Source organism: Rhodococcus opacus B4 (assembly GCF_000010805.1).
GTDB classification, from domain to species: domain Bacteria; phylum Actinomycetota; class Actinomycetes; order Mycobacteriales; family Mycobacteriaceae; genus Rhodococcus_F; species Rhodococcus_F opacus_C.
Genome location: NC_012522.1, coordinates 4,253,730 through 4,279,355, shown reverse-complemented (window position 1 = coordinate 4,279,355; position 25,626 = coordinate 4,253,730). Strand labels below are relative to the sequence as shown.

Sequence of the window (25,626 nt, the reverse complement as noted above, 5' to 3'; positions counted from 1 at the left end):
GACGACACCCGGGCATGACCACGCCCCGCGCCGCAACGGTCCTCGCCGTGGCCACGGCGGTGATCGGCAGCCTGCTGCTGAGCGCACCGCCGGTCCGCGAACCGGGACCGCCCGCGGCGACGGTGGCCCAGCCCGCGCCGCCTCCGCCACCGCCGCCCGTCGTCCTGACCCCGGAGGAGGTCGAGGCCCGGGTGATCCCGGCGATCGTCACCCTCGTCGCCGATTCGGGGCTCGTCGAAACCGCGGGAACGGGGATCGTGCTCACCCCCGACGGCGTCGTCCTCACCAATCATCACGTGATCGACGGTGCAATCGACATCAGCGCGGTGAGCCTCGGCAACGGTGCGGAGTACGTCGCGGACGTACTCGGGTACGACAGTTCGCGCGACATCGCGGTCCTCCGGCTCCAGGGCGCGGGCGACCTCCCCGCCGCGACCCTCGCGAAGGACACCACCGTCGCCGTCGGCGACCCGGTGACCGCGGTGGGGAACGCCGAAGGAGGCGGAGTCCCGGTGGCGGCGCGGGGTTTCGTCACCGATCTCGGGCAGGCGATCACCGCCCGCAGCTCCACCGACGGCTCCCGGAACCGGCTGAACGGCTTGATCCAGATCGACGCGGCAGTCCGGCCCGGCGACTCCGGCGGCCCGCTCGTCGACGCCACCGCCGCCGTCATCGGCGTCAACACCGCGGGCAACGCCGACTCCGATCCCACCAAACCCGCTCCCGCCCAGCCGAGATCGTATGCGGTCCCCATCGACACCGCGATGACGATCGTCGATCAGGTCCGCGCCGGTGCGGCGTCCGCCACCGTGCACATCGGCGATACGCCCCTCCTCGGGATCAGCGTCACCGACGACGCCCGCGGCGCCGAGGTGCTCTGGGTCAGCATCGGCACCCCCGCCGACGACGCGGGCATCGAAATCGGGGACGTCGTCACCGAATTCGACGGAATCCCCATCCGGTCCTCGGACGACCTCAGCGGACTCATGATCTCCCGGCACCCCGGTGACGCCGTCGACATGCGCTGGCTCGACGAGACCGGAAGACAGCGGTCGACGACGATCGTGCTGGAGAAGGGCCCGCCGCGGTAGTCAGGCGGTCTTGTCCCGGGCGACACCGTCGTCCGGCCGCACCCGCGTCGTGACGAACCGCGCGATACGCCGAAGCACCACACGGCTTTCCGGCAGACCGGGCCACAACGCCGGAAACGCGTGCACCTGGCCGTCCCAGATCTGCAGCATCGTCGGCACACCCGCGGCGCTCAGCCGGTGCGCCATCAGCTCCGAATCCGACCGCAGCACCTCACCTTCCGCGGCGAACAGCAACGACGGCGGCAGACCCTCGAGAGCGCCGTTCACGGGTGAGAGCGCGGGGTCGAGCACACCGTCCACCTCGCCGCCCAGCTTGCCGATGGTGACGAGCGCCTCCACCGGCGCGAACACGTCGCGGGCGGCGTTGGCGTGCACCAGTTTGTCGGCACAGTCCAGGTCCAGCAGCGGCGACAACCCGACCAGTCCGGCGGGCAGATCCACGCCCTCCTCGCGCGCCTTCAGCGCCGTCGCGAACACGAGGAACCCACCCGCGGAATCGCCGGCGAACACCGTCCCCCCTGCGCGGGCCCCGTTCTCCAGCAACCACTTGTACGCCGTCAGGCAGTCGTCGACGGAGCCGCTGATGTTCGTGTCGGGCAGTTGCCGGTAGCCGACATGCATCACCGGCAGTCCGGTCAGCTTCGCGATGGTCGCGACCACCGGCCGGTGCGTGTTCAGCCCGCAGCACAGGAATCCGCCACCATGGAGATAGAGGACGACGCCGTCGCTCAGATCCGGTGAGACTCCCGGGGAGCGGACGATCTCCGCGTCGAACCCGGGCAGCCGCACCTTCTGGCGGCGGATACCAGACGCGGGACGGATCCCCGCCGCGAGGTCCAGCAGCGCGGCCCTGCGGATGGCCGACTCGTTGATCGGCGCCATCCGCACCACGGGCCGGAGGAACCATCTGCATGCCTGGTAGAGAACCTGGGATTCGATACTCGGACCCGCCAGCCTCGCCCCCGAACGGTATTGGACGGTCGGTGTCCCTTTCCGCTGCTGCGCAGACGGTTTGCGGTCGTTCGGCACAGGTTTCATGCCTTCTCCCCTGGTCGCCGGTACCCGTCGCCGTTGACGGATACGTAAGTTCAACCTTGGAGTACCCGCGACGCCCGTGTGTCGCTGATGGTGGCTTCGGCCCCAAGTCGTTATGACCGTTGCCCGAATCGTTACCGCGGCCTGCAGGACGGGAAGCTATGTGCGGATCACCCGAAATCGAGGTCGTCCAGCTCCTCGACCACGGTGACCTTGCGCTTGCGGCCACCCCTCATCCGGCCGATGCCGCGGCGCCCACCGGTGTCCGCATTGCCGGAGGGCAGGATCCGCTGCGGCGCCACCCGGGGACGCGTCACCTGCGCGGGCGGCGGCGCGACCGGGGGTACCACGGGCTCGGACACCACGAGCGGCGCCCGGGGCGGCGGGGCCGCGACCACGGGCCGCGGTGCCGCGCCAAAGGGGGGCGGGGCGGGGACCGCGGAAGGCGGGGCAGGGACACTGGCGGGCGGGGCGGGGACCGGCTCGAAGACCCGCTCGCGGCGAGGCACGCCGGTGTCCCCCAGATCCACGTCGTCGAGCCCGGTCACCCACCGCAGCCGGTGGTCGAGGCCGCGGTCCTGCAGCTCGGCCCAGATCTCACCGTGCCACGCCCCGGGCTCGCCGCTACCGAACGCCCGGGAGTTCGCGCTGACCCACACGACGTCCTCGGACGGCCGGCGGTCCGCGATGTCCAGGACCGTCAGCCAGTTCACCGTGGCCGTGTATCCGCGCCGCTTCCGGTCGACATACGGGCGGCGACGCCGCAGTTCACGGGCCGCGATCTCGAGGTGCGAGGTGTACGCCGGCTCGATCACGTCGCAGCCCATCGCCTCCAGCTGCCGGGCCAGCGAGTCGACGTAGCCGTCGGCCTTCGCCCGCGCGGCGTCGACGAACAACGACAGGTCGTCGCGGAGTCCGAGCCGGTCGTACATCCGGGCCTGGACGGTGAGGGCCTCGATCATCGCGACCGACTCCCGCTGGTACCGGTGGGCGACCTCGACGAGGACGAGGCGGGGGACGAGCACTCGGCGGCCCCGGTCGAGGGCGTCGCGGACGAACGTCTCGAAGCGCGCGTCTCGCGTGACGGCCGAGGTATCGAGAACAATCAGCATTGATCGATTCTCACCGAACACGTCGGCAGCGCCAGAGAAGTTGCTGAGTCGTTACCGAAACACCCGACCAGTCGGTATCACCGCACCCGTCGGGGCATTGCCGTCCGGTTGCCCGGCGGCCGCCTCAGTGGATCTTGAAGATCACCGCGCGCTGCACCACGAAGTTGATGACCGTGGCCGTGCCCTGCGCGATGACGAACGCGAGCGGCAGACGCCACCATTCGTCGGGGAATGCGTGGTACATCACCCAGTTCAGGCCCACCTGCACCGCAAACGTGACCGCGTAGAGGATCACCACGGCGACGAAACGGGCGCGACTCGGTTCCGCCTTGAACGTCCACCGGCGGTTGATCAGGTACGCGGTGGTGGTCCCCGCGATGAAGCTGATCGACTTCGCCACGTTGACGGGCAGCCCGACCACCTCGAACAGCAGGAAGTACAGGCCGAAGTCGACAATCGCCGACAGTCCACCGGTCAGGACGAAACGGACGATCTGCGTCTTCAGGTCCAGTGCGTCGTCGGCGATGTTCTCGGTGACGGGGATCTCCACCGGCAACGGCACATGCGGTTCCTGCTGAGAACGCGAGGGGGTATCAGACACGTCGACGAGACTAACCGCCTGTGAGTACTTCTTAACCGCCCGCGGTTGACAAGTACTCACAGGCGGTAGCCTCTATGCCGATGTCCACGACAGCAGAAGAGCAGCCCGCCCAGGCGCTCCCCACACAGACCCGCACCCTCACCGGCTGGGGGCGCACCGCGCCCACCACCGCGCAGGTGCTGTCCACTCCCGACGTGGAGGTGATCGCGCGAGCGGTCGCCCAGGTCGCGGAGCAGAACGAGTCGAAGCCCGCTCACCTGCAGCGTGGGGTGATCGCCCGTGGCCTCGGCCGCTCCTACGGCGACCCGGCGCAGAACGCCGGTGGCCTGGTCATCGACATGAATGCGCTGAGCAAGATCCACCGCATCGACCGCGACACCCACCTCGTGGAGGTCGACGCCGGCGTCAACCTGGATCAGCTGATGAAGGCGGCGCTCCCGTTCGGGCTGTGGGTTCCGGTGCTGCCGGGCACCCGGCAGGTCACCATCGGCGGTGCCATCGGCTCCGACATCCACGGCAAGAATCATCACAGCGCCGGCAGCTTCGGCAACCATGTGGTGTCGCTGGACCTGCTCACCGCCGACGGCAAGGTGCGGACGCTGACGCCGAAGGGCGGCCGCAACGACCCCAAGGGCGCCCTGTTCTGGGCGACGATCGGCGGCATGGGCCTGACAGGCATCATCCTCAAGGCGACCATCAAGATGACGCCGACCGAGACGGCGTATTTCATCGCCGACGGCGACGTCACCCAGACCCTCGACGAGACCATCGCGCTGCACAGCGACGGCAGCGAGGCCAATTACGAGTACTCGAGCGCCTGGTTCGACGCCATCGCCGCGCCCCCGAAGCTGGGCCGGGCCGCGATCTCCCGTGGCTCGCTGGCGAAGCTCGACCAGTTGCCGGCGAAGCTGCAGAAGAATCCGCTCGCGTTCGACGCGCCGCAGCTGCTGACGTTCCCGGACGTGTTCCCGAACGGCCTGGCCAACAAGTTCAACTTCTCGATGATCGGCGAGCTGTGGTTCCGGAAGTCCGGCACCTACCGCGACAAGGTTCAGAACTTGACGCAGTTCTACCACCCGCTCGACATGTTCGGAGAGTGGAACCGCGCCTACGGATCGAACGGATTCCTGCAGTACCAGTTCGTGGTGCCGACCACCGCGGTCGAGGAGTTCAAGGCGATCATCCGCGACATCCAGAAGTCGGGGCACTACTCGTTCCTCAACGTCTTCAAACTGTTCGGCGAGGGCAACCAGGCGCCGCTGAGCTTCCCGATCCCGGGCTGGAACATCTGCGTCGACTTCCGCATCAAGCCCGGCCTGAACGAATTCGTCACCGAACTCGACAAGCGGGTCCTGAAGTTCGGCGGCCGTCTCTACACGGCCAAGGATTCGCGGACCACCGCCGAGACGTTCCACGCGATGTACCCGCGGATCGACGAGTGGATCGCCACCCGCCGCAAGTACGACCCCACCAATGTCTTCGCCTCCGATATGTCCAGAAGGTTGGAACTGTAGTGATCAACGCTGTCGGGAACCCCCAGACCCTCCTGCTGCTCGGGGGCACCTCCGAGATCGGTCTCGCGATCTGCGAGGAGTACCTGAAGAAGGCGCCGATGCGGGTGATCCTCGCCGCGCTGCCGGGCGACCCCGGGCGCGACGGCGCCGTCGCCCAGCTGAAGGCGGCCGGCGCCAACGCCGTCGACGTCATCGACTTCGACGCCGTCGACACCGAGAGCCATCCCAAGGTCATCGAGGACGCCTGGGCGAAGGGCGACGTCGACGTCGCCATCGTCGCGTTCGGCCTGCTCGGCGACGCCGAGGAACTGTGGCAGAACCAGCGCAAGGCCGTCCAGATCGCCGAGGTCAACTACACCGCGGCCGTGTCCGTCGGCGTGCTCGTCGGCGAGAAGATGAAGGCGCAGGGCTTCGGCCAGATCATCGCGATGTCGTCCGCCGCGGGTGAGCGGGTGCGCCGCTCCAACTTCGTGTACGGCTCCACCAAGGCCGGCCTCGACGGCTTCTACCTCGGACTCGGTGAGGCGCTGCGCGAGTTCGGTCCCCGCGTTCTGGTCATCCGTCCCGGCCAGGTCCGCACCCGCATGTCCGCGGACGTGAAGGAAGCCCCGCTGACGGTGAACAAGGAAGACGTGGCCAAGCTCGCCGTCACGTCGGCGGAGAAGGGCAAGGATCTCGTCTGGGCGCCCGGCGCGTTCCGGTACGTGATGATGATCCTGCGGCACATCCCGCGACCGATCTTCAAGAAGCTGCCCATCTAAGCTTCGCCCTCGTGACGGAAGCAGACGTAGCACCGGCCCGACGGTCCCTGTCGACAGCTGTCGAAATGCTGCTGGGGGCCGTCGTGGCCGCGGTGGTGGCGGCGGTCGGACTGTTCGCGTTCGGGCGGGTGCAGTGGCCGGCGTTCAACTCGTCCAACGTGACCCAGGCCGTCACGACGGTCGGCCAGGTCGTGGCCGTCGCGGGGATCGCGGTGTCCGTCCTGCTCGTGCGACAGCACCGGGCCCCGCGGTTCGCACGACTGCTGTCGTGGGCGAGCCTGTCCGGGTTCGTCACCGTCACCCTCGGCCTCCCACTGGCCGCGACCAAGCTGTATCTGCACGGCGTGTCCGTCGACCAGGAGTTCCGCACCGAATACCTCACGCGGCTGACCGACTCGGCCGCACTGCGCGACATGACGTACGCCGACCTGCCGCCGTACTACCCGGCCGGCTGGTTCTGGGCAGGTGGGCGCGTCGCCAACCTCCTCGGCATGGACGGCTGGGAAGCGTTCAAGCCGTACGCCATCGGATCTCTCGCCGTCGCCGCCGTCGTGGCACTGGTGTTGTGGAGCAACCTGATCCGCCACGACCTCGCCATCGTGGTGTCGCTCGCGACGACGGCCCTCGTCCTGGCCTACGGTTCACCCGAACCGTACGGCGCCGTCATCACGCTGCTGATCGGTCCCGCGCTCGTCCTCGCCTGGGGCGGCCTGAATCGGGTCGACGGCCGCGGCGGCTGGGGTGCCGTGATCGGCACCGGCCTGTTCCTCGGTCTCGCCGCCACGTTCTACACGCTGTATCTCGGACTCGCCGCCTTCGCGATCACCCTGCTCGCGCTGCTGGCGGCGGCGCTGCGCGTGCGCGCCCGGAAGTCCTGGCGGGCGGCGATCGACCCGCTGGTCCGGCTGATCGTGATCGCCGCCGTGTCCGGCCTTCTCGCACTGACGGTATGGCTGCCGTATCTACTGAAGGTCGTGGGCGGTTCGCCCGCCGCGTCGGGAACCGCGCTGCACTACCTGCCCGAGGCAGGCGCACAGCTTCCGCTGCCGATGATCCACTTCTCCCTCACCGGGGCGCTGTGCCTGCTCGGCACCGTCTGGCTCGTCGCCCGTGCGTCGACGTCTCGGCGCGCGCAGGCGCTCGGCGTCGGAGTGGTGGCCGTCTACCTGTGGTCGCTGCTGTCGATGGCGTTCACGGTGCTCGGCAGCACCCTGCTCTCGTTCCGGCTCGAGCCCGTGCTGATCGTCCTGCTCGGCGCCGCAGGCGTCTTCGGATTCGTCGAATTCTCCGGGTGGCTCGTGCTCGCGACCAGCGACAACCCGCGGGTCAAGGGGGCGGTCCTGGTGATCGGCGTGCTGGGTGCGCTGTCGTTCGTCCAGAACATCCCGAAATTCCTCGACTCCGACATCGCCGTCGCCTACACCGACACCGACGGCAACGGCGAACGCGCCGACCAGCGGCCACCGGGCGCCGCCGCTCACTACGCGGCGGTCGACGAGCTGATCCGGGAGCAGGTCCCCCGCGACCGCGACGACACGGTGGTCCTCACCGCCGACACCAGCTTCCTCAGCTTCTACCCCTACCTCGGGTTTCAGGCGCTGACGTCGCATTACTCGAATCCCTTGGCGGACTTCGCCGGACGCGCCCGGACCATCGCGGAGTGGAGCGAGCTCGAGACACCCGACCAGCTGGTGTCCGCGCTCGACGCGGCGCCGTGGCGGGAACCGGACGCGTTCGTGTTCCGGCAGGGCCCCGATGGGTACACGCTGCGGCTCGCCGAGGACGTGTATCCCAACGACCCCAACGTGCGCCGCTACACCGTCACGTTCCCGAAGGAACTGTTCGACGACCCGCGCTTCACCGTGTCGGAGACCGGACCGTTCGTCGTCGTCACAAGAAACTGATCGGTCTGCTCGCGTTTATTCGGCCCTGCCCGCGGGAACACCGCAGCCAATCAGGGCAGCGGGTATTTTCCGCGCCCCGAGGGGAATTGTCGGGACGTCGCGAGGAGCGGTCATGCCGGATGCAGTGGAGCCTCGACGTGCCGGCAGCGGTGCCGAAGACTATCTTCTCGGCACCGCCGGCGGTGAGGTGATCGTGCATTCCGCACTAGCCACGACGATCGGAGCGATCGTCGGTGTCTACGCCGGACACTGGGCGCTTTTCGTGATCGCACTGCTGGGCGCCGCCGTGTTCGTCGCCGGCGACATCGTCGTCCATGTGAGTCGACAAAGGTCGCCGGACATCAGTCCGGCGACCCCTATCAGGCACCCTGTCGGACGGGCTGCCTAGTTGAGCTTCTGCGGCACACCGTAAGTCATCACGGTGTCACCGTTCTCCGTCACTGCCATCGCGTACGGACGGATGGTGACCGGCCCGATAGCACCGGAGATGGAGCCGTGAACTCCCTGCATCCTGACCACAGCCGCCGATCCGTCGAACTCCTGGCCCTCGAGAATCGGAACCGTGGTGATTCCACCTGGCTCCAGGTCGATGTCGAGTTCCTGCGACGGAATGATGTCACCCGCGAGTTCGACGTTGGTTCCCGCGTTCAGACCCAGCGAGAGCTCTGGGAGGAGACCCAGGTCGATTCCGTTACTCGACCCGATTGCGAAACCGAGACCCGGCGTGTTCAGGACGATCGTCGCGCCTGCCAGTGCGACCGGGTAACCGATCTGGTATCCGACGGTGAGCTGAGTTCCCTCGAACTCCTCCGCGTTCGGGCCGGTGATGGCGACCCCCGCGTAACCGTTGTGGAAGAACTCCACGCTGGTGGGAACACCGTCGAGCGGCGGTACCGTCTGGTACTGCGTGTCGCCCTGGACGACTTCGATGCGATTACCTCGTGCATCGATCACGGAGCTGGAATTGTCCACGCCGGCCGACGCCGAGCCGTTGCCCATTACCATGGCGAGCGCTGCGATGCCTGCGACTGCAACCGTCCGTGTGAAGCGTTTGTACCCAAATCGAGATGTGCTGATGTCCGTCATGCCGACCCCATTCAGAATGCACTGCAACCGATACGGAAAAGCATGCTGAGCGTAACCAGTGGGGCAGAAGAATATCCCTGTATTGATCAGAAGTTCACAAATCAACTTGATGTGATACATGCAACAATTACCCGATCGCAACCCGGGAAGCTCACAGCGGCCTCCGGTACCCTCGACCGATTGACATCGACCCGAGAACCGGAGGCGCTGCTGCGTGACTGAGATACTCACCCAGGTCGAGACGACTCGGCCCGCCGAGAGCACCAGCACCACCGCTCGCCCCGTCCGCTCCCGTTTCCGGCCGCACCCGGCCGATGTCGCGGCGATCGGGTTCTACGTCGGGCTTGCCGCATTCGTGTTGGCCCGCCAGTGGAAACACCTCGGAACCGGCTATCTGGTGCGCAGCGGCCAAGACCAGACCATGTGGGAATGGTTCTTCGCGGTCGCCGCACGCTCGCTGGTCCATCTGGAGAACCCGCTGTCCAGCGACCTGCAGAATTACCCGCTGGGCGTCAACCTCATGGGCAACACGGCGATGTTCGGCATCAGCATTCCGCTGGCGCCGGTCACACTGTTGTTCGGGCCGAACGTCACATTCACCCTGGCACTCACACTTGGCTTGTCCGGCACCGCAATTGCCTGGTACTGGGTCTTCTCGCGGCACGTCGTGGCCTCGCGACTCGCGGCCGCCGTCGGCGGCGGCCTGTGCGGCTTCGCACCCGCCCTGATCTCGCACACCAACGGGCATCCCAACTTCGTCGCCCTGTTCCTGCTGCCCTTCATCGCGCTCGCCGTGATCCGGCTGGGCAGCGGCGCGCGACCCGTCCGTAACGGCATCGTGCTGGGACTCCTGATCGCCTATCAGATCTTCCTCGGCGAGGAACCCCTGCTGATCTACGCGCTGGCGTTCACGGTGTTCGGGGTCGCCTTCGCGGCTTCGCGCCCGCGGACGGCGTTCGCGGGAGTCAGGCGCAGCGTCAAGGGTTTTGCGATCGCGGGCGGCGTCGCGCTGGCCATCGCCGCAGTTCCCCTGTGGTGGCAGTTCTTCGGGCCCGACAGCTACCGGGCGATCGAGCACGGTCCGGTGGGCAACGACACCGAATCGTTCACCAGCTTCCCGACGTCCTCCCTGGCAGGCGAACCAGGGTCCGCCGAGTTCAGCATGAACGCGACCGAGGAGAACGCGTATTTCGGCTGGCCACTGCTGATTCTCCTCGGCCTGTCCGCCCTGTGGCTGTGGCGGACGCCGCTCGCGCGCGCCGCTGCCGCGACCGTCGCAGTGATGAGCATCCTGTCGCTCGGGACGTCGCTCACGATCAGCGGCTGGGACACCGGAATTCCCTTGCCGTGGAAGCTGATCTCCCATCTGCCGCTCCTCGAATCCGTCCTCGAATCGCGCTTCGCGATGGGCTGCCTGCCCGCCGCCGCCCTGCTGCTCGCGCTGGGCACCGACCGCGCCCTGGCGTCCGCCCGCGAGGGCCAGCGGACCACCACGCTGCTGTGGGTCGGGTGGCTCGCGGTGGCGCTGCTGCCGCTGACACCGACACCGCTCGCCGTCGTGCAGCGTGACACCGCACCGGATTTCTTCGCCGACGGCACGTGGCGGGAGTACGTCACCGACGGTTCCGTCGTCACGGTGCCGCTGCCCTCCCCGGAGAATGCCCGGATGCTGCGCTGGCAGACCGAGCAGGATCTCGCATTCCCCATTGCCGGTGGATATTTCGTCGGCCCGGCGGGCAGCGAGCAGCGGGGCAAATACGGGCCCGACGACCGTCCGACCGCATTGCTGCTCGCGTCGGCGCAGTCGTCCGGCCAGGTGCCGGTCATCGACGACGCGACGCGGGCTCAGGCGCTGGCCGACCTGAAGTTCTGGAACGCCGACGTCCTGGTGCTGCCGCACACCCAGAACGATCGCGTTCTCCGCGAGACGGTCCGGCAACTCGTCGGGACGCCCGGGAAACCCGTCGACGGCGTGTGGGTGTGGCCCCTGGCCCCGTGAGTACTTATTAACCGCCGGACGTTAACAAGTACTCACGGGTGATTAACATCAGTCTGTGCCACAACCGCCGCTGCCCGACGTTCGGAGCATCCGCACTTCCCGGCTCATCGCGATCGTCACCGGCCTGATCGGTTTCGTTCTCGCGCTGGCCACCCCGTTCCTGCCGGTGAAGCAGGACGCCGCGTCGATCGACTGGCCGCAGGGCGGCACCCTCGGCAGCGTCGAGGCGCCGCTCGTCTCGTACACGCCGCTGGCCATGCAGGTGAACGTTCCCTGCTCGGTGTTCACGCAACTCGGGCCCGACGGCGGCACCGTCGTCTCGACCCTTCCGAACCGGGCGCCCGACTTCGAGAAGAACGGCCTCGTCGTGAAGGCGGGCGCCGACGGCACGGTCGACGTCACCCTTCGCGGAGCGTCCCTGATCTCGGCGGGTGCCGCGGACCTGCAGGACTGCACCGGACTCACCGTCACGTCCGACTATCAGCGGACGTCGGCCGAGGTCACCGGCACCGCCGAACCGCTCACCGGTTCCGTCGAGGGCGACCAGCGACCGCAGATGGTCGGCCTGTTCACCGACCTACAGGGGGCGGCGCCCGCGGGCCTGAACGTGCACGTCGACCTCGACTCCCGGTTCTCGTCCAGCCCGACGCTGCTCAAACTGCTGGCGATGATCGTGTGCGTCCTCGCGACGCTGACGTCGCTGTACGCATTGCACCGGGTGGACGGCATCGACGGCCGGCGGGCCCGCCGCTTCCTGCCCGCGCACTGGTGGAAGTTCACCGGCGTCGACGCCGTGGTGATCGGGACGCTGCTGTTGTGGCACGTGGTCGGCGCGAACACGTCCGACGACGGCTACCTCCTGGGCATGGCGCGGGTGTCGGAGCATTCCGGCTACATGGCCAACTACTTCCGCTGGTTCGGCGTCCCCGAGGCGCCGTTCGGCTGGTCGTACGAACTGCTCGCGGCGCTGGCGAAGGTGAGCACGGCGAGCATGTGGATGCGACTGCCGACGCTGCTCGCGGCGCTGCTCTGCTGGATGGTGATCAGCCGGGAGGTCATTCCCCGCCTCGGTGTGGCTGTGCGCCGCAACCGGACCGCGCTGTGGACCGGCGGACTGGTCTTCCTGGCGTTCTGGCTGCCGTACGACAACGGGTTGCGTCCCGAACCGGTCATCGCGCTCGGCGCCCTGCTCACGTGGTGTTCCATCGAGCGGGCCATCGCGACCGGCCGACTGCTTCCCGGCGCCGTCGCCGTGCTGATCGCCGCGTTCTCCCTCGCCGCCGGACCGTCCGGGCTGATCTGCATCGCGGCCCTGATCGCGGGGGCGAGGCCGATCCTGCAGATCATCATCGCGCGTGGTCACCGGGTGGGATTCGCGTCCCAGATCCTGCCGATCCTCGCCGCGGGAACCGTCGTGATGGTGGCCGTCTTCGCGGATCAGACACTCGCGACGGTGCTCGAGTCGACGCGCGTCCGCACCGCACTCGGCCCCAACGTGGCCTGGTTCGACGAGCGGCTGCGCTGGGACTCGCTGATGGGGATCTCCCCGGACGGATCGCTGGCCCGACGGTTCGGTGTGTTCGTGATGCTGCTGTGCGTCGTGGTCTGCGTGATGCTGATCCTGCGCAAGGGGAAGGTGCCCGGGACCGCGATCGGACCGTCGCGCCGCATCCTCGGCATCGTGTTCGCTTCGCTGCTGCTGATGATGTTCACGCCCACCAAATGGACCCACCACTTCGGGGTGTACGCGGGGCTCGCCGGCTCGGTCGCGGTGCTCGCCGCGGTCGGGGTGGGGGCGGCGAGTATCCGCTCGAAACGGAACCGCACACTGTTCGCCGCGGGGGTCCTGTTCATCCTCGCCGTCGCGTTCACCAGTTCCAACGGCTGGTGGTACGTCTCCAGCTACGGCGTCCCGTGGTGGGACAAGCCGCCGATGATCGCGGGCAAGGGCTTCTCCACGCTGTTCCTGGGACTCACGGTGCTCACGCTGCTCCTCGCCGCCTGGTACCACGTCCGCGAACCGTACGAGTCGGGCAAGAAGCCCAACGGAAAACGCGCCCGGATGCTCGCGCCGTCGCCGCTGACGGTCGCGGCCGGTGCCGTCGTCCTGTTCGAGGTGCTGTCGCTGCTGAAGGGTGCCGTCGCGCAGTACCCCGGGTACTCCATCGCCAAGGCCAACATCGAGTCGGTCACCGGCGGCACGTGTGCGCTCGCGGACGAGGTCCTCGTCGAGACCGACCCGACCGCCGCACTGCTGCAGCCGCTCACACCGGTCACCGACCCCAACGGCGCGGGCGCGTTCGGCGCGACGTCCGCGGAGGGCTTCACCCCCAACGGCATCGCCGACGACCTCACCGCCGACTCCGAGAAGATCGCCACCGGCGGCGCCAACACCGTCGACACCGAAACCGACGAGACGACCACCGGCACCAGTTCCGGCACCGGTGGCGGCACCGAGGCCACCGCCGGAGTCAACGGCAGCACCGTGACGCTGCCGTTCGGTCTCGACCCCGCCCGTACCCCCGTCCTCGGCAGCTACCAGCCGGGCGGGGAACAGAAACCCGCCTCGCTCACCACCGGCTGGTACGGACTGCCCGAGCGCAGCGACGACGCACCGATCCTCACCGTCTCGGCCGCCGGCCGCATCCGCTCGGTCGACGCGGACGGCGTCGTCACCCCCGGTCAAAGCCTGAAGGTCGAGTACGGGGTGAGCGGTCCCGACGAGTCCGTCACCGCGCTCGGCACCGTCGATCCGATCGACATCGGACCGTCCCCGTCGTGGCGCAACCTGCGGGTGCCGCTCGATCAGCTCCCCGCCGAGGCGAACACGGTCCGGCTGGTGGCGGACGACCCGGACACCGACCCCGGCCAGTGGCTGGCGGTCACCCCGCCCCGGGTACCGAAGATGCAGACGCTGCAGACCGTCGTCGGGTCCAGCGACCCCGTGCTCCTCGACTGGGCCGTCGGGCTGGCGTTCCCCTGCCAGCGCCCGTTCGACCACCGGTACGGTGTCGCCGAGGTCCCGCAGTGGCGTGTCCTGCCCGACCGCATCGGCGCCGAGTCCACCAACGCCTGGCAGGACAAGTTCGGCGGCGGCCCGCTGGGCTGGACCGACCAATTGCTGTCGGCGAGCACCCTGGCCACGTACCTGTCGAACGACTGGGACCGCGACTGGGGCTCGCTCGAGCGGTACACACCGCTGGACGAGTCGGCGACACCCGCCGAGGTCGAATCCGAACAGGTGACCAGGTCGGGTACCTGGTCGGCCGGACCGGTGCGTTACTTCTAGAACCGCTCCTACCGTCTGGTAGGCGGCAATATGCCTACTCAGGTTCCTGACATACCATCGACAACCGTGCCCGACGCTCTGACAACCTCCGTCTCCGATCCCGAAGCCACTTCGCCGCCCGCTCGCCGGGACCGGCGGAGTGAGTACCGGACCGCTCGTCTGATCGCCATCGTCACCGGCCTCATCGGGTTCGTGCTGGCGGTGGCCACGCCGTTCATGCCGGTGCAGCAGACCGCCGCAGCGGTGAACTGGCCGGAGAACGGCATCGTCGGCGACCTCGAGGCACCGCTGATGTCGCAGGTCCCGATCGACCTGTCGGCGGCGATCCCGTGTTCCGCGGTGGCGGGGCTGCCACCGCAGGGCGGGATCCTGCTGGCCACGGCCCCCGCGCAGGGCGAGGGTGCGGCGCTGAACGCGATGTTCGTGCGGGTGTCGGACAAGTCCGTGGACGTGCTCGACCGCAATGTCACCATCGCGACGGCACCCCGTGAACAGGTGCAGTCGGGCGCCTGCAGCGAGATCCGCATCACATCGAACATCGACGCGACGTCCGCCGAGTTCGTGGGCCTGACCACCCCGACCGGTGATCCGATCGCCGGTTCCCTCACCGGCGACCTCCGCCCGCAGGTGGTGGGCGTGTTCAGCGACCTCCGTGACGGGGCGGCGCCGGCCGGTCTGTCGTTCACGATGAACGTGGACTCCCGGTTCTCGTCGAGCCCCACGCTGATCAAGCTGGTCGCGATGATCGTGGCCCTCCTCGCCACGGCGATCGCCCTGGTCGCCCTCGGCCGCCTCGACGGCACGGACGGGCGCGGGCACCGCAACTTCCTGCCGTCGCACTGGTGGAAGTTCACCGGACTCGACACGATCGTCGTGGGCACGCTGGTGCTGTGGCACTTCATCGGCGCGAACACCTCCGACGACGGCTACCTGCTCACCATGGCCCGGGTCTCCGACCACGCCGGCTACATGGCCAACTACTTCCGCTGGTTCGGCGTCCCCGAGGCGCCGTTCGGCTGGTATTACGACGTCCTCGCCGCGATGGCCAAGATCTCGACGGCCAGCCCGTTCATGCGACTGCCCGCCCTGATCGCCGGGATCCTGTGCTGGATGGTGATCAGCCGGGAGGTCGCTCCGCGCCTCGGCCGGTCGGTCCGGCGCAACAAGGTGGCGTTGTGGACCGGCGGACTCGTCTTCCTCGCGTTCTGGCTGCCCTACAACAACGGTCTGCGGCCCGAGCCCATCGTGGCACTCGGCGCCCTGCTCACGTGGTGCTCCATCGAGCGTTCCATCGCGACCGGACGCCTCCTCCCCGCGGCCGCCGCCGTCCTGATCGGCGCGTTCACCCTCGCGGCCGCCCCGACGGGGCTGATGTGTGTGGCCGCCCTGCTCGCCGGCGCCCGTCCGCTCGTCCGGATCGTCGTCAAACGTCACCGCCAGGTGGGGACGCTGCCGCTGCTGGCGCCGATCGCGGCGGCGGGCACGATCGTCCTCGTGGTCGTGTTCGCCGACCAGACCATCGCCGCGGTGATGGAGGCCACCCGGGTCCGCACCCTGATCGGCCCGAACCTCGAGTGGTACAAGGACTTCCTGCGCTACTACTACCTGTTCGTCCCGACCGTCGACGGTTCCGTGGCGCGCCGCTTCGCGTTCCTGACGATGATCCTGTGCCTGCTGACGACGCTGTTCATCCTGTTGCGCCGCAAGCGGATTCCCGGCGCCGCCACCGGACCGTCGTGGCGCCTGCTCGGTGTCGTGTTCGGCACGATCTTCTTCATGATGTTCAACCCCACCAAGTGGACCCACCACTTCGGGGCATACGCGGGCATCGCCGGTTCACTCGCCGCACTCACCGCCGTCGCGGTGTCGGCGTCCGCGCTGCGCTCGCGGCGCAACCGGACGATCTTCCTGGCCGGACTGCTGCTCATGCTGGCCCTGACGTTCGCTGGCATCAACGGCTACTGGTACGTCTCGAGCTACGGCGTGCCGTGGTTCGACAAGACCGTCTCCATCGGCGGCCGCCAGTCCAACACGTTCTTCCTCGTCCTGTTCGGGCTGGCCGTCGCACTGGCCGCCTGGCAGTACCTGCGTGAGGGATTCGCCGCGCCGCCCGCCCGCGCCAACACCGAGAAGGGCAGGCGGATCAGAAAATTCGCGGCCGCCCCGCTCACCGTGGTCGCCGGCATCATGGTGCTGTTCGAAGTCCTGTCCCTCCTCAAGGGCGCCGTCTCCCAGTACCCGGCGTACTCGCTGGCCCGCTCCAACTTCGACTCGCTCACCGGGCAGACGTGCGGGCTCGCCGAGGACGTCCTCGTCGAAGGCGACACCAACGGCGGGAACCTCACTCCCATCAACGATCCCGCGCAGCCGCTGGCGAACCCCGCCGACCCGCTCGGCGGAGCGAGCCCCGTCGGCTTCTCCCCCAACGGGGTGCCGTCCGACCTGACCGCCGACTACGTCGAGGTCAAGCAGGGCATGGGCAACACCGACAACCAGAGCGTCGGACCCAGCTTCGAGACCGGATCGAGCGCCGGAACCTCCGGCGGCACCGGAAACGTCGGCGTCAACGGCAGCACCGCCAAGCTGCCGTTCGGGCTCAACCCGGCCACGACACCCGTCATGGGCAGCTACCAGGAAGGCGTGCAGGAACCGGCGACGCTGTCGTCCAGCTGGTACGCCCTCCCCGAACGCAGCGACGACACCCCGCTGATCGTCATGTCGGCCGCGGGCCGCATCTGGTCGGTCGACTCGACCGGCGCCCTCACGTACGGCCAGTCGCTGCTCCTCGAATACGGCAAGCGCCAGCCCGACGGCACCGTCCAGGCCCAGGGCACCTACCTGCCCAAGGACATCGGCCCCGCGCCGTCGTGGCGCAACCTGCGCGTGCCGATCAGCGAACTGTCGCCCGACGCCGACTCCGTGCGGATCGTCGCCAACGACCCCAACCTCACCGGCGACCAGTGGCTGGCGTTCACCCCGCCGCGGGTTCCGAAGCTCGAGACCCTCAACTCGACGATCGGCAGCTCACAGCCGGTGCTGCTGGACTGGGCCGTCGGACTGCAGTTCCCGTGCCAGCGTCCGTTCGACCACCAGTACGGTGTCGCGGAGATGCCGAACTACCGCATCCTCCCCGACCGTCCGCTGGCCGTCAGCTCCACCGACACCTGGCAGTCCGCGGAGAACGGCGGCCCGCTCGGCTTCACCGAACTGCTCGCCAGCGCCACCGCCATCCCCACCTACATGCGGGACGACTGGGGACGCGACTGGGGCTCCCTCGAGCGCTTCGACCGGTACTACCCGGACGCCACCGCGGCCACCGTCGACACCGAGACCGCCACCCGGTCCGGGCTGTGGAAGCCGGGCACCCTGCGGGTGTACCCCACCCCGTAGCGGTCGCCGCTCGGCTCCGCTTACGTCGCCCGCTCCTGCTTGCGTCGGCCAATGTGACATTCGTTCCGTCTGACTGAACGAATGTCACATCGGGGCGCCGGGGCGGGCTGTCCGATACGACGGACACGCACCTGTCGCGGTGACGTTATCCACAACGTCCCACTCATCCACAGGGCAATTTCCGACGTGGGATTCTCGGCGACGCACCGATTCGCCCACGGCATGCTCGGACCCATGCGCAGAGGACGTTGGGCCGAAGACCTGTCAGCGATAACCGCCGTCAGCCGGGACGGGGTGATCCGCGCCGCCACCTTGGAGCGACTCGGCGTCGCGAAGGGCACCATCTCCTCGCGCTGCAACGACGGCGGCCCGTGGCAGCGGATCCTCCCCGGCGTGGTCCTACTGCACAACGGGCCACCGACGACGCTGCAACGCAATCTCGCGGCCCTCGAATACGGCGGCCCGGACGCCCTGCTGTCGGGGCATGCGGCCCTCGCGGCCTTGGGCTACACCGGGTCTGCGTCCAGGAACGACGTCCTGCTGCTCATCCCGTCGACGCGTCATCGCCGGGATTGGTCCTACGTGAAGGTCGAGCGCACCTGGCGCATGCCGGAACCGATCCACCGGGGGCTGCTGCGACTCGCACCACCAGCCCGCAGCCTCCTCGACGCCGGGCGTCGCACCGCCCAGGCAGACAGCTGCCGGGCGCTCCTTGCCGGCGGCATCCAGCGCGGTGACGTGACGGTCGACGAACTGGCGCGCGAACTGTCGCAGGGCAGCGACCGCGGCAGCCGCCTGCCCCGGGCGGTGCTGCGGGATCTGAGCGAAGACGCGCATTCCGTCGCCGAGGTTCATGCGCAGAAGCTGTATGCGAAGAGCGGGCTTCCGCCGATGCGGCACAACGCGGACGTGCTGTCGGCCGCCGGACTGTGGATCGCGCGCCCCGACGGCTGGCTGGACGACGTCGCCGTCGCCTGGGAGATCGACTCACTGAAGTACCATTTCTCGCCCGAACTGCACGAGGCGACGGTCCGGCGGCGGGCGCGGATGCAGCGCGAGGGAATCATCGTCGTGACCCACCTGCCGAAGCAGATTTCGGCAGATCCGTCGACGGTCCTCGCGGACCTGCGTGCCGCGTACTCGCTCGCGGCATCACGACCCCGGCCTGCGGTGTTCGTGCACACGGAACCGAACCTCAGGTCGGCATGAGTCATCGCAGCGCCCGATGCGACATCGGTGCAATCAGAGTGCACCAATGCGACATCGGGCGAGCGGGTGTGGACGAATCAGAGAGGCATCAGGTCGTGCTTGCGCGGGTTGCGCTGCACCGTCTTGTCGCGCAGCATCGTCAGCGCCTTGCGGATCTCGAGCCGGGTGGTGGCGGGCTCGATGACGGCGTCGATGTAGCCGCGCTCGGCGGCGATGTACGGCGTCGCGATGTTCTCGTTGTAGAAGTTGATCAGCTGCCGGCGGACGGCGGGCGCGTTCTCGCCCGCGGCCTCGATCTGCCTGCGACCGATGAGGTCGACGGCGCCCTCGGCGCCCATCACCGCGATGCGGGCGGTCGGCCACGCGAAGTTGATGTCGGCGCCCAGTTGCTTCGAGCCCATGACGGCGTAGGCGCCGCCGTAGGCCTTGCGGATCACGACGGTCACCTTCGGCACGGTCGCCGTCACGAACGCGAAGATGAACCGGCCACCGCGCTTGATGACCCCGATCCGCTCCTGCTCGAGCCCGGGCAGGAACCCCGGGGTGTCGACCGCGAACACCAGCGGAATGTCGAAGGCGTCACAGATGCGGATGAAATGCGCGGCCTTGTCCGAGGCCTGCGCGTCCAGCGCACCCGCCGCGACCAGCGGCTGGTTCGCGATCACCCCGACAGTGCGGCCGTCGACGCGGGCGAAGCCGGTGATGATGTTCAGCGCCACCTGCCCGCCGATCTCGTGGAACTCGCCGTCGTCGAAGATCCGCAGCAGGATGTCGTGCATGTCGTAGCCGGCGTTGTCGGCGTCCGGGATGAACGCGTCCAACTCGCGGTCGGAGTCCGTGATCTCCGGCTCGAGGCCCGGATTGACGACCGGTGGCTTCTCCATGCAACTCGACGGCAGGAAGCTCAAGTAGTCGCGCACCCACTGGAACGCGGCCTTCTCGTCGGGCGCAACATGGTGCAGGTTGCCGTACTGGGCCTGGTTCCGGGCGCCACCGAGTTCGTCGAGGCTGACGTCCTCGCCGGTGATCTTCCGGACCACCTCGGGACCGGTGACGAACATGTACGACTCCTCGGTGGCCACCAGGACGTCGGTGTTGATCGGCGCGTACACCGCACCGCCGGCGCACTTGCCGAGGATCATCGAGATCTGCGGGCACATCCCGGACAGCGGCTCCTGCCGGCGGCCGAGTTCGGCGTACCAGGCCAGCGACGTCACGGCGTCCTGCACCCGGGCCCCGCCGGAGTCGTTGATGCCGACGCAGGGGCAGCCGATCTTCGCGGCGAACTCCATGATCGCGGCCACCTTGCGGCCGAACATCTCACCGACCGAACCACCGAACACGGTCTGATCGTGCGAGAACACCGCGACCGGGCGGCCGTCGACGGTCCCGTGACCGGTGACGACGCCGTCGCTGTACAGCGCGTTCGGATCACCGGGCTGGCGCATGAGACCGCCGACCTCGATGAAACTTCCCGGGTCGAGCAGCATGTCGATGCGCTCGCGCGCGCTCGGAATGCCCTTCTTCGCGCGTTTGGCTATAGCCTGCTCGCCCGCGGGTTCCTTTGCCGTTTCCAGCTTTTCGCGCAGTTCGGCAAGCTTCTCTGCGGTCGTGGTGGTCACTGATGCGCTCCGGTTCCGGCGGCCTGGATCGCCGCCAGCTTCTTGGTGAGGTCGGCACCGACCTTCGCGATGTACGGCTCGTCGACGATCTGGATGTGATCGCCGCCCACGTGGATGATCTCCAGGTTCTTCACCGCGTCACCCCAGCCGCCGTCCGGCTTGCGGGTCTTGAACGCGGGCTCGAGGTTCATCACGTCGTCGTGATAGCGGTCGGCCATGTACAGGACGACGTCGCCGTCGTACTGCTCGAGTTCGGCGGTCTGGATGGCCCGGTTGTCGAGCCACGACGTGCGCTGGTGCTCGATGATTCCGCCCGGAATCTTGGTGCCACTCAGCTTGAGCAGTTCCGTCAGGATCTTGATCTGCTCTTCGTCGCTCTCCGCCGCCGCGAGCTTGTCGTACGGCAGCGGGTAGTCCACGTTGTACGTCTTCTTCGCGAACGCCGCGTACCGCTGCCAGCGCTTCCGGATCTCGTCGGGGGTGTCCTCGACCTTCTCCCCTGCCATGACCGTGTCGATCAGGCCGACGATCCGGACGTCGGCACCCGACTCGCGCAGCAGCTTCGCCACCGCGTAGGCCAGCACGCCGCCCAGCGACCAGCCGTACAGCACGTACGGTCCGTCGCCCTGGATCTCGCGGATGAGCGGCAGGTACTCCGCCGCCCGGACGTCGATCGGACCCTCGGTGCGCTCGAACCCGTACATCGGCGTGCCCTCGGGCAGACGCTTCAGCAGCGGCTCGTACGCGACCGTCGACCCACCGGCCGGGTGGAACACGAACACGGGGACGGCGTCGGATCCCTCCGGGCGAGGCCGCAGTGCGCGGACCAGCCCGTCGATCTTGCCGGAATCCTCGAGGAAGCCGCGCACCACATTGGCCAGTTCCTCGATGGTGGTGGAGTCGAGGACGTCGTCGAACGTGATCTCACCGTTCGCGCGTTCCGACAACCGGGCCGCCAGCTTCTCCGCCGTCTCGTCGTTCAGGATCGGCAGCGTGTTGAAGATGCCCTTCGCGGACTCACCGGTGACGACGGCCCACGTCGCGAACGTCAGGCGCTCGGCGGCGTCGCGCGGCGGCACGTCGCCGTCCGCCACGGGCGTCTCCGGGGTCTCAGCCACCGGGGTGGCCGCGATGATCGCCTCGGCCTCCGCCTCCACCGACGTGTCCTCGGCGTCGAGAACCGACTCGGCCTCCGCACCACGGTCGGCCTCCGCAGCCTCCGCATCACGGTCGGCCTCCGCGGCCTCCGCATCACGGTCGGCCTCCGCGGCCTCCGCATCACGGTCGGCCTCCGCGGCCTCCGCCGCCTCCTTCTCGGCCTTCTGCTGATCGGCGAGCGCCTGCACCTCTTCGCGGTTCTCGACCGCGTAACGCAGGTACTTGCCGACCTCCATCAGGTTGGCGTCCTTGACCGCCTGCAGCTGCAGTTGCGGGATGTCGAACTCGTACTCGACGCGGTTCTTGATGCGGACGGCCATCAGCGAATCGAGGCCCAGCTCGATGAGCGGGATCTCGGCGGGCAGGTCCTCGGGGGCATACCCCATGGACTCGGCGACGATCAGCGCGAGCCGGTCTTCGAGCGTCTGCGAGCCGTTCGGGTCCCACTTCTCGCCGATGTCCTCGACGACCTCGGGCAGCTCCTCCACCGGCGACGTCTCCTGTACCGGCGCGACGACAGGCTCGGGCAGCGCGTCCCCGGACGTGACGGCGGCGTCGAACAGCAGCGTGAAGCTCGGACCACTCTTCGCGTGCACCTGCAGCGACGCGCCACCCGGATGCGGGTTGAGCGTGGTGGTGAGCGTGCCCTCCGCGGGCGCGTGGGCGTGCAGGACGGACGCGGCGAGCGTGACGTCCGACAGCACCTGCGACGCGGCGGCGGTGACCAGTGCGGGCAGGTCGGTGACCGCGCCGGCCTGGACCTCCCACACGTGGCGGCCGTCGGGAAGCGACACGTGCGCGCCCGGAACGCGGGTGTTGCCGCTGGAATCGATCCGGGTCTCCACCCAGTACGGCTTGCGGATCCACGCGGTGCGCGGAACAGCCGCGAAGTCGCCGTCGGGGAGCAGCGACGACAGGTCGACGGCGTGCCCGTGCACGTACAGCTGCGCGAGCGCGGCGAGGACACCGAGCGGCTCGTCCTCCTTGCGCTTGAGCGTCTGGATGAGCTGCATGTCGTGCAGGCCGGCGTCGAACGCGGTGGCGGCCACGGACATCAGGGCCACCGGGTTGGGAGCCAGCTCCACGAACGTGGTGTGCCCGCTGCCGACGGCGAGGCGGACGGCGTTGGTGAAGTACACGCTGTGGCGCAGACCCTTGGTCCAGTACTCCTCGCGGTGGATCGGCTCGTGGCCGGCGCGGTAGTAGGTGTCCTGGTCGACGGACGAGTACACGCCCAGCTTCAGCTTGGTCGGCTCGATGCCCGCCAGTTCCGCAGCCAGCTCACCCAGCAGCGGGTCGACCTGCGAAGTGTGGCTGGCGCCCTTCGTCTTGAGGACGCGGGCCATCTTCTCCTCGCCCTCGGCCCGCGCGACGATGGCGTTGACCTCGGGCTCGGGGCCGCCGATGACGGTGTGCGTCGGGGCCGCGTACACGCAGACCTCGAGGTGCGGGAAGTCGGTGAGGACGGTCTCGATCTCGGAGGCGCTGTACTCGACGAGCGCCATCAGACGGATGTCGTCGCCCTCGAGCGTGGCCTCGGCCTCGCCCATGAGGCGGGACCGGGCGCAGATCACGCGGACGGCGTCCTCGAGCGGCAGACCGCCCGAGATGTACGCGGCGGCAGCCTCGCCCATCGAGTGGCCGACGACGGCTTCCGGCTCGGCGCCGTGGTGACGCAACAGCGCCGCCAGACCGATCTGGATGGCGAAGATGCCGACCTGCGAAGTCTCGACGTCGTAGTCGATCGCGTCGTCGAGGAACTTCTCCTTCATGGAGTAGCCGGCCTCGTCCTCGATCAGCGCGTCGACCTCGTCGATGGCCGCGGCGAACACCGGGTTCTCCAGGTACAGCTGCTTGGCCATCTTGCGGTGCTGCGAACCGAAGCCCGACAGAACCCAGACGGCGCCCTTCGACGACGGCGAATCCGCGGTGAACACGCCCTGCCCGGGCTTGCCCGCGGCGACGGCGCGCAGACCGGTGACGGCCTCGGAGCGGGTCTTCGCCAGGACGACGCCCCGCGAGCGACCGTGGTTGCGGCGTGCGAGAGCGCGGGCGACGTCGGCGAGCGGGGTGGTGCTGCCCTCTTCCGTCTCCAGCCAGTCGGCCAGATCGGCTGCCGCCCGGCGACGACGCGACGGCAGCGCACCGGACACCGCGAGGACGACCGTCGGCTCGACAGCCTCGGCCACGACCGCGTCCTCGGCGGGAACGGCGGGCTCGGTGACCTCGGTCTCGTCGTCGACGGCAGGTCCGGTGTACTCGCGCACGACCACGTGCGCGTTGGTGCCACCGAAACCGAATCCGGACACACCGGCGACCGCCGCGCCCGTGTAGCGCGGCCACGCCGCACCCTCGGGAATGACCTGCAGATGCGCCTTGTCGAACGCGATGTACGGGTTGGGTCCGGCGAAGTTCAGCGTGGGGGGAAGCGTGTCCTCCCGCATCGACAGCACGACCTTGATCAGACCCGCGGCGCCCGCGGCGGCCTCGAGGTGACCGAAGTTGGTCTTGGCCGAACCGAGCAGCGCGGGCTTGTCGTCGGCGCGTCCACGACCGACGACGCGTCCGAGCGCGTCCGCCTCGATGGGATCGCCGAGGATGGTGCCGGTGCCGTGCGCCTCGATGTAGTCGACGCCGGCCGGGTTGATGCCCGCGTCCCGGTAGGCGTGCCGCAGGACGTCGGCCTGCGCGTCGGGGTTCGGGGCCGCGAGACCGTTGGAGCGGCCGTCCTGGTTGACCGCGCTACCGGCGATGACGGCGAAGATCTCGTCGCCGTCGCGCTCGGCGTCCTCGAGACGCTTGAGAACGACGAGACCGCCGCCCTCGGCACGGATCATGCCGTCGGCGTCGGAGGAGAACGCCTTGATGCGGCCGTTGGGGGCCATCACACCCAGCTGGTCGAAGCCCAGCGTGGCGGGCGGTGCAACGAGCATGTTGACGCCGCCGGCGAGCGCGAGATCCGATTCACCGGACCGCAGCGAGCGCACCGCCTGGTGCACCGCGACGAGCGAAGACGAGCACGCCGTGTCGAGGGCGATGGACGGTCCGCGGAAATCGTAGAAATACGAGACCCGGTTCGCGACGATGGACGTCGACGTGCCGGTCAGCGCGTACGGATGCGCGTGGACCGGGTCGCTGACCGCGAGCAACTGGTAGTCGTTGGCCGAGCTGCCGATGAACACACCGACCTGCTCACCCTTGAGGTCGCTGGCCGGGATGCGGGCGTGCTCGAGTGCCTCCCACGTCAGTTCCATCGCGAGACGCTGCTGCGGGTCGACGTTCGCGACCTCCAGCGGGGACATCGCGAAGAACTCCGCGTCGAACGTCTTCACGTCGTCGAGGTAGCCGCCCTGCGTGTTGGCCTTCTCGACGGCGGCCTTGATCTGCGGGTCGGAGGTGAACTCCTCCCAGCGGCCCTCGGGCAGGTCGGAGATGCCGTCGCGGCCCTCCGCCAGCATCCGCCACATCTCGGCGGGAGTGGTGCCTGCACCCGGGAAGCGTGAGGCCAGGCCCACGATCGCGATGTCGTGCGCATCCGACGTCGGCGCCGACGCATAGTAGGCGGCGTCGGCCGAGTCGTCGGGCTGCTCGGGTTCGCCCTCGATGATGCGAGTCGCCAGCGACGCGATGGTGGGGTGCTGGTACGCGACCGTCGCCGTGAGCGTGACGCCGACCAGTTCCTCGATCTCACCGCTGAGTGCGACGGCGTCGCGGGACGACAGACCGAACTCTTCCATCGGGCGGTCGTCGGTGATCTGACCGACCGGTTGCCCGGTTGCGTCGGCAATCCAGTTGCGCAGCCAGTCACGCAACTGCGCAACCGTCATGTCACCTGTGCTGGTCCGGTCATCATCT

General features: G+C 68.7%; 15 protein-coding genes. 9 read left to right on the top strand and 6 right to left on the bottom strand.

Annotated features, from left to right (window positions below; translation table 11 throughout):
* Window positions 1–14 precede the first annotated feature (14 nt).
* Complete coding sequence (locus tag ROP_RS19555) at window positions 15–1,091, top strand: S1C family serine protease (RefSeq protein ID WP_012691141.1); 1,077 nt, start codon at window positions 15–17, stop codon at window positions 1,089–1,091.
* Here the strand turns inward: ROP_RS19555 and ROP_RS19550 are convergent, their stop codons facing one another.
* From ROP_RS19550 to ROP_RS19540, 3 genes are all read right to left on the bottom strand, one after another.
* Window positions 1,092–2,129 (bottom strand): alpha/beta hydrolase, encoded by a 1,038-nt coding sequence (locus tag ROP_RS19550; RefSeq protein ID WP_012691140.1) that lies wholly within the window; start codon window positions 2,127–2,129, stop codon window positions 1,092–1,094.
* Window positions 2,130–2,296: 167 nt separating this feature from the next.
* On the bottom strand, window positions 2,297–3,238 hold the full coding sequence (locus tag ROP_RS19545; protein WP_043825001.1) for a PIN domain-containing protein: 942 nt from the start codon (window positions 3,236–3,238) through the stop codon (window positions 2,297–2,299).
* Window positions 3,239–3,362: 124 nt separating this feature from the next.
* The gene (locus ROP_RS19540; protein ID WP_269454452.1) at window positions 3,363–3,839 is read right to left on the bottom strand and encodes a GtrA family protein; all 477 of its coding nucleotides are present in this window, start codon (window positions 3,837–3,839) and stop codon (window positions 3,363–3,365) included.
* An 80-nt stretch (window positions 3,840–3,919) separates the two neighbouring features.
* On the opposite strand from ROP_RS19540, the gene ROP_RS19535 reads away from it, so the two are divergent.
* From ROP_RS19535 to ROP_RS19520, 4 genes are all read left to right on the top strand, one after another.
* Window positions 3,920–5,353: an FAD-binding oxidoreductase gene (locus ROP_RS19535; RefSeq protein WP_012691137.1), complete on the top strand. Its 1,434-nt coding sequence runs from the start codon at window positions 3,920–3,922 to the stop codon at window positions 5,351–5,353.
* Window positions 5,353–6,114, top strand: a complete 762-nt coding sequence (locus tag ROP_RS19530) for a decaprenylphospho-beta-D-erythro-pentofuranosid-2-ulose 2-reductase (RefSeq protein WP_012691136.1) — start codon at window positions 5,353–5,355, stop codon at window positions 6,112–6,114. The genes ROP_RS19535 and ROP_RS19530 overlap by 1 nt, the downstream gene beginning before the upstream one ends.
* Window positions 6,115–6,125: 11 nt before the next feature.
* Window positions 6,126–8,018 carry a galactan 5-O-arabinofuranosyltransferase gene (locus ROP_RS19525; protein ID WP_012691135.1) on the top strand — a complete coding sequence of 631 codons (1,893 nt, stop codon included), beginning with the start codon at window positions 6,126–6,128 and terminating at the stop codon, window positions 8,016–8,018.
* Window positions 8,019–8,130: 112 nt separating this feature from the next.
* Window positions 8,131–8,406 (top strand): hypothetical protein, encoded by a 276-nt coding sequence (locus ROP_RS19520; protein WP_012691134.1) that lies wholly within the window; start codon window positions 8,131–8,133, stop codon window positions 8,404–8,406.
* Here ROP_RS19520 and ROP_RS19515 read toward each other — a convergent pair.
* Window positions 8,403–9,104 (bottom strand): MspA family porin, encoded by a 702-nt coding sequence (locus tag ROP_RS19515; RefSeq protein WP_012691133.1) that lies wholly within the window; start codon window positions 9,102–9,104, stop codon window positions 8,403–8,405. The genes ROP_RS19520 and ROP_RS19515 overlap by 4 nt on opposite strands.
* 214 nt (window positions 9,105–9,318) lie before the next feature.
* On the opposite strand from ROP_RS19515, the gene ROP_RS19510 reads away from it, so the two are divergent.
* The 4 genes from ROP_RS19510 (at window position 9,319) to ROP_RS19495 (ending at window position 18,991) form a co-directional block, all read left to right on the top strand.
* Window positions 9,319–11,103: a glycosyl transferase gene (locus tag ROP_RS19510; RefSeq protein WP_012691132.1), complete on the top strand. Its 1,785-nt coding sequence runs from the start codon at window positions 9,319–9,321 to the stop codon at window positions 11,101–11,103.
* Window positions 11,104–11,158: 55 nt separating this feature from the next.
* Window positions 11,159–14,392, top strand: a complete 3,234-nt coding sequence (locus ROP_RS19505; RefSeq protein WP_012691131.1) for an arabinosyltransferase domain-containing protein — start codon at window positions 11,159–11,161, stop codon at window positions 14,390–14,392.
* 66 nt (window positions 14,393–14,458) lie between these two features.
* Window positions 14,459–17,782: an arabinosyltransferase domain-containing protein gene (locus tag ROP_RS19500; protein ID WP_012691130.1), complete on the top strand. Its 3,324-nt coding sequence runs from the start codon at window positions 14,459–14,461 to the stop codon at window positions 17,780–17,782.
* A gap of 234 nt (window positions 17,783–18,016) precedes the next feature.
* The gene (locus ROP_RS19495) at window positions 18,017–18,991 is read left to right on the top strand and encodes a hypothetical protein (protein WP_043826688.1); all 975 of its coding nucleotides are present in this window, start codon (window positions 18,017–18,019) and stop codon (window positions 18,989–18,991) included.
* 77 nt (window positions 18,992–19,068) lie between these two features.
* On the opposite strand, the gene ROP_RS19490 is transcribed toward ROP_RS19495, so the two are convergent.
* Window positions 19,069–20,613 (bottom strand): acyl-CoA carboxylase subunit beta, encoded by a 1,545-nt coding sequence (locus tag ROP_RS19490; RefSeq protein ID WP_012691128.1) that lies wholly within the window; start codon window positions 20,611–20,613, stop codon window positions 19,069–19,071.
* Window positions 20,610–25,598, bottom strand: coding sequence for a polyketide synthase Pks13 (gene pks13 / locus ROP_RS19485; RefSeq protein WP_012691127.1), 4,989 nt, complete (start codon window positions 25,596–25,598; stop codon window positions 20,610–20,612). The genes ROP_RS19490 and pks13 overlap by 4 nt, the downstream gene beginning before the upstream one ends.
* Between the last annotated feature and the right edge of the window lie 28 nt (window positions 25,599–25,626).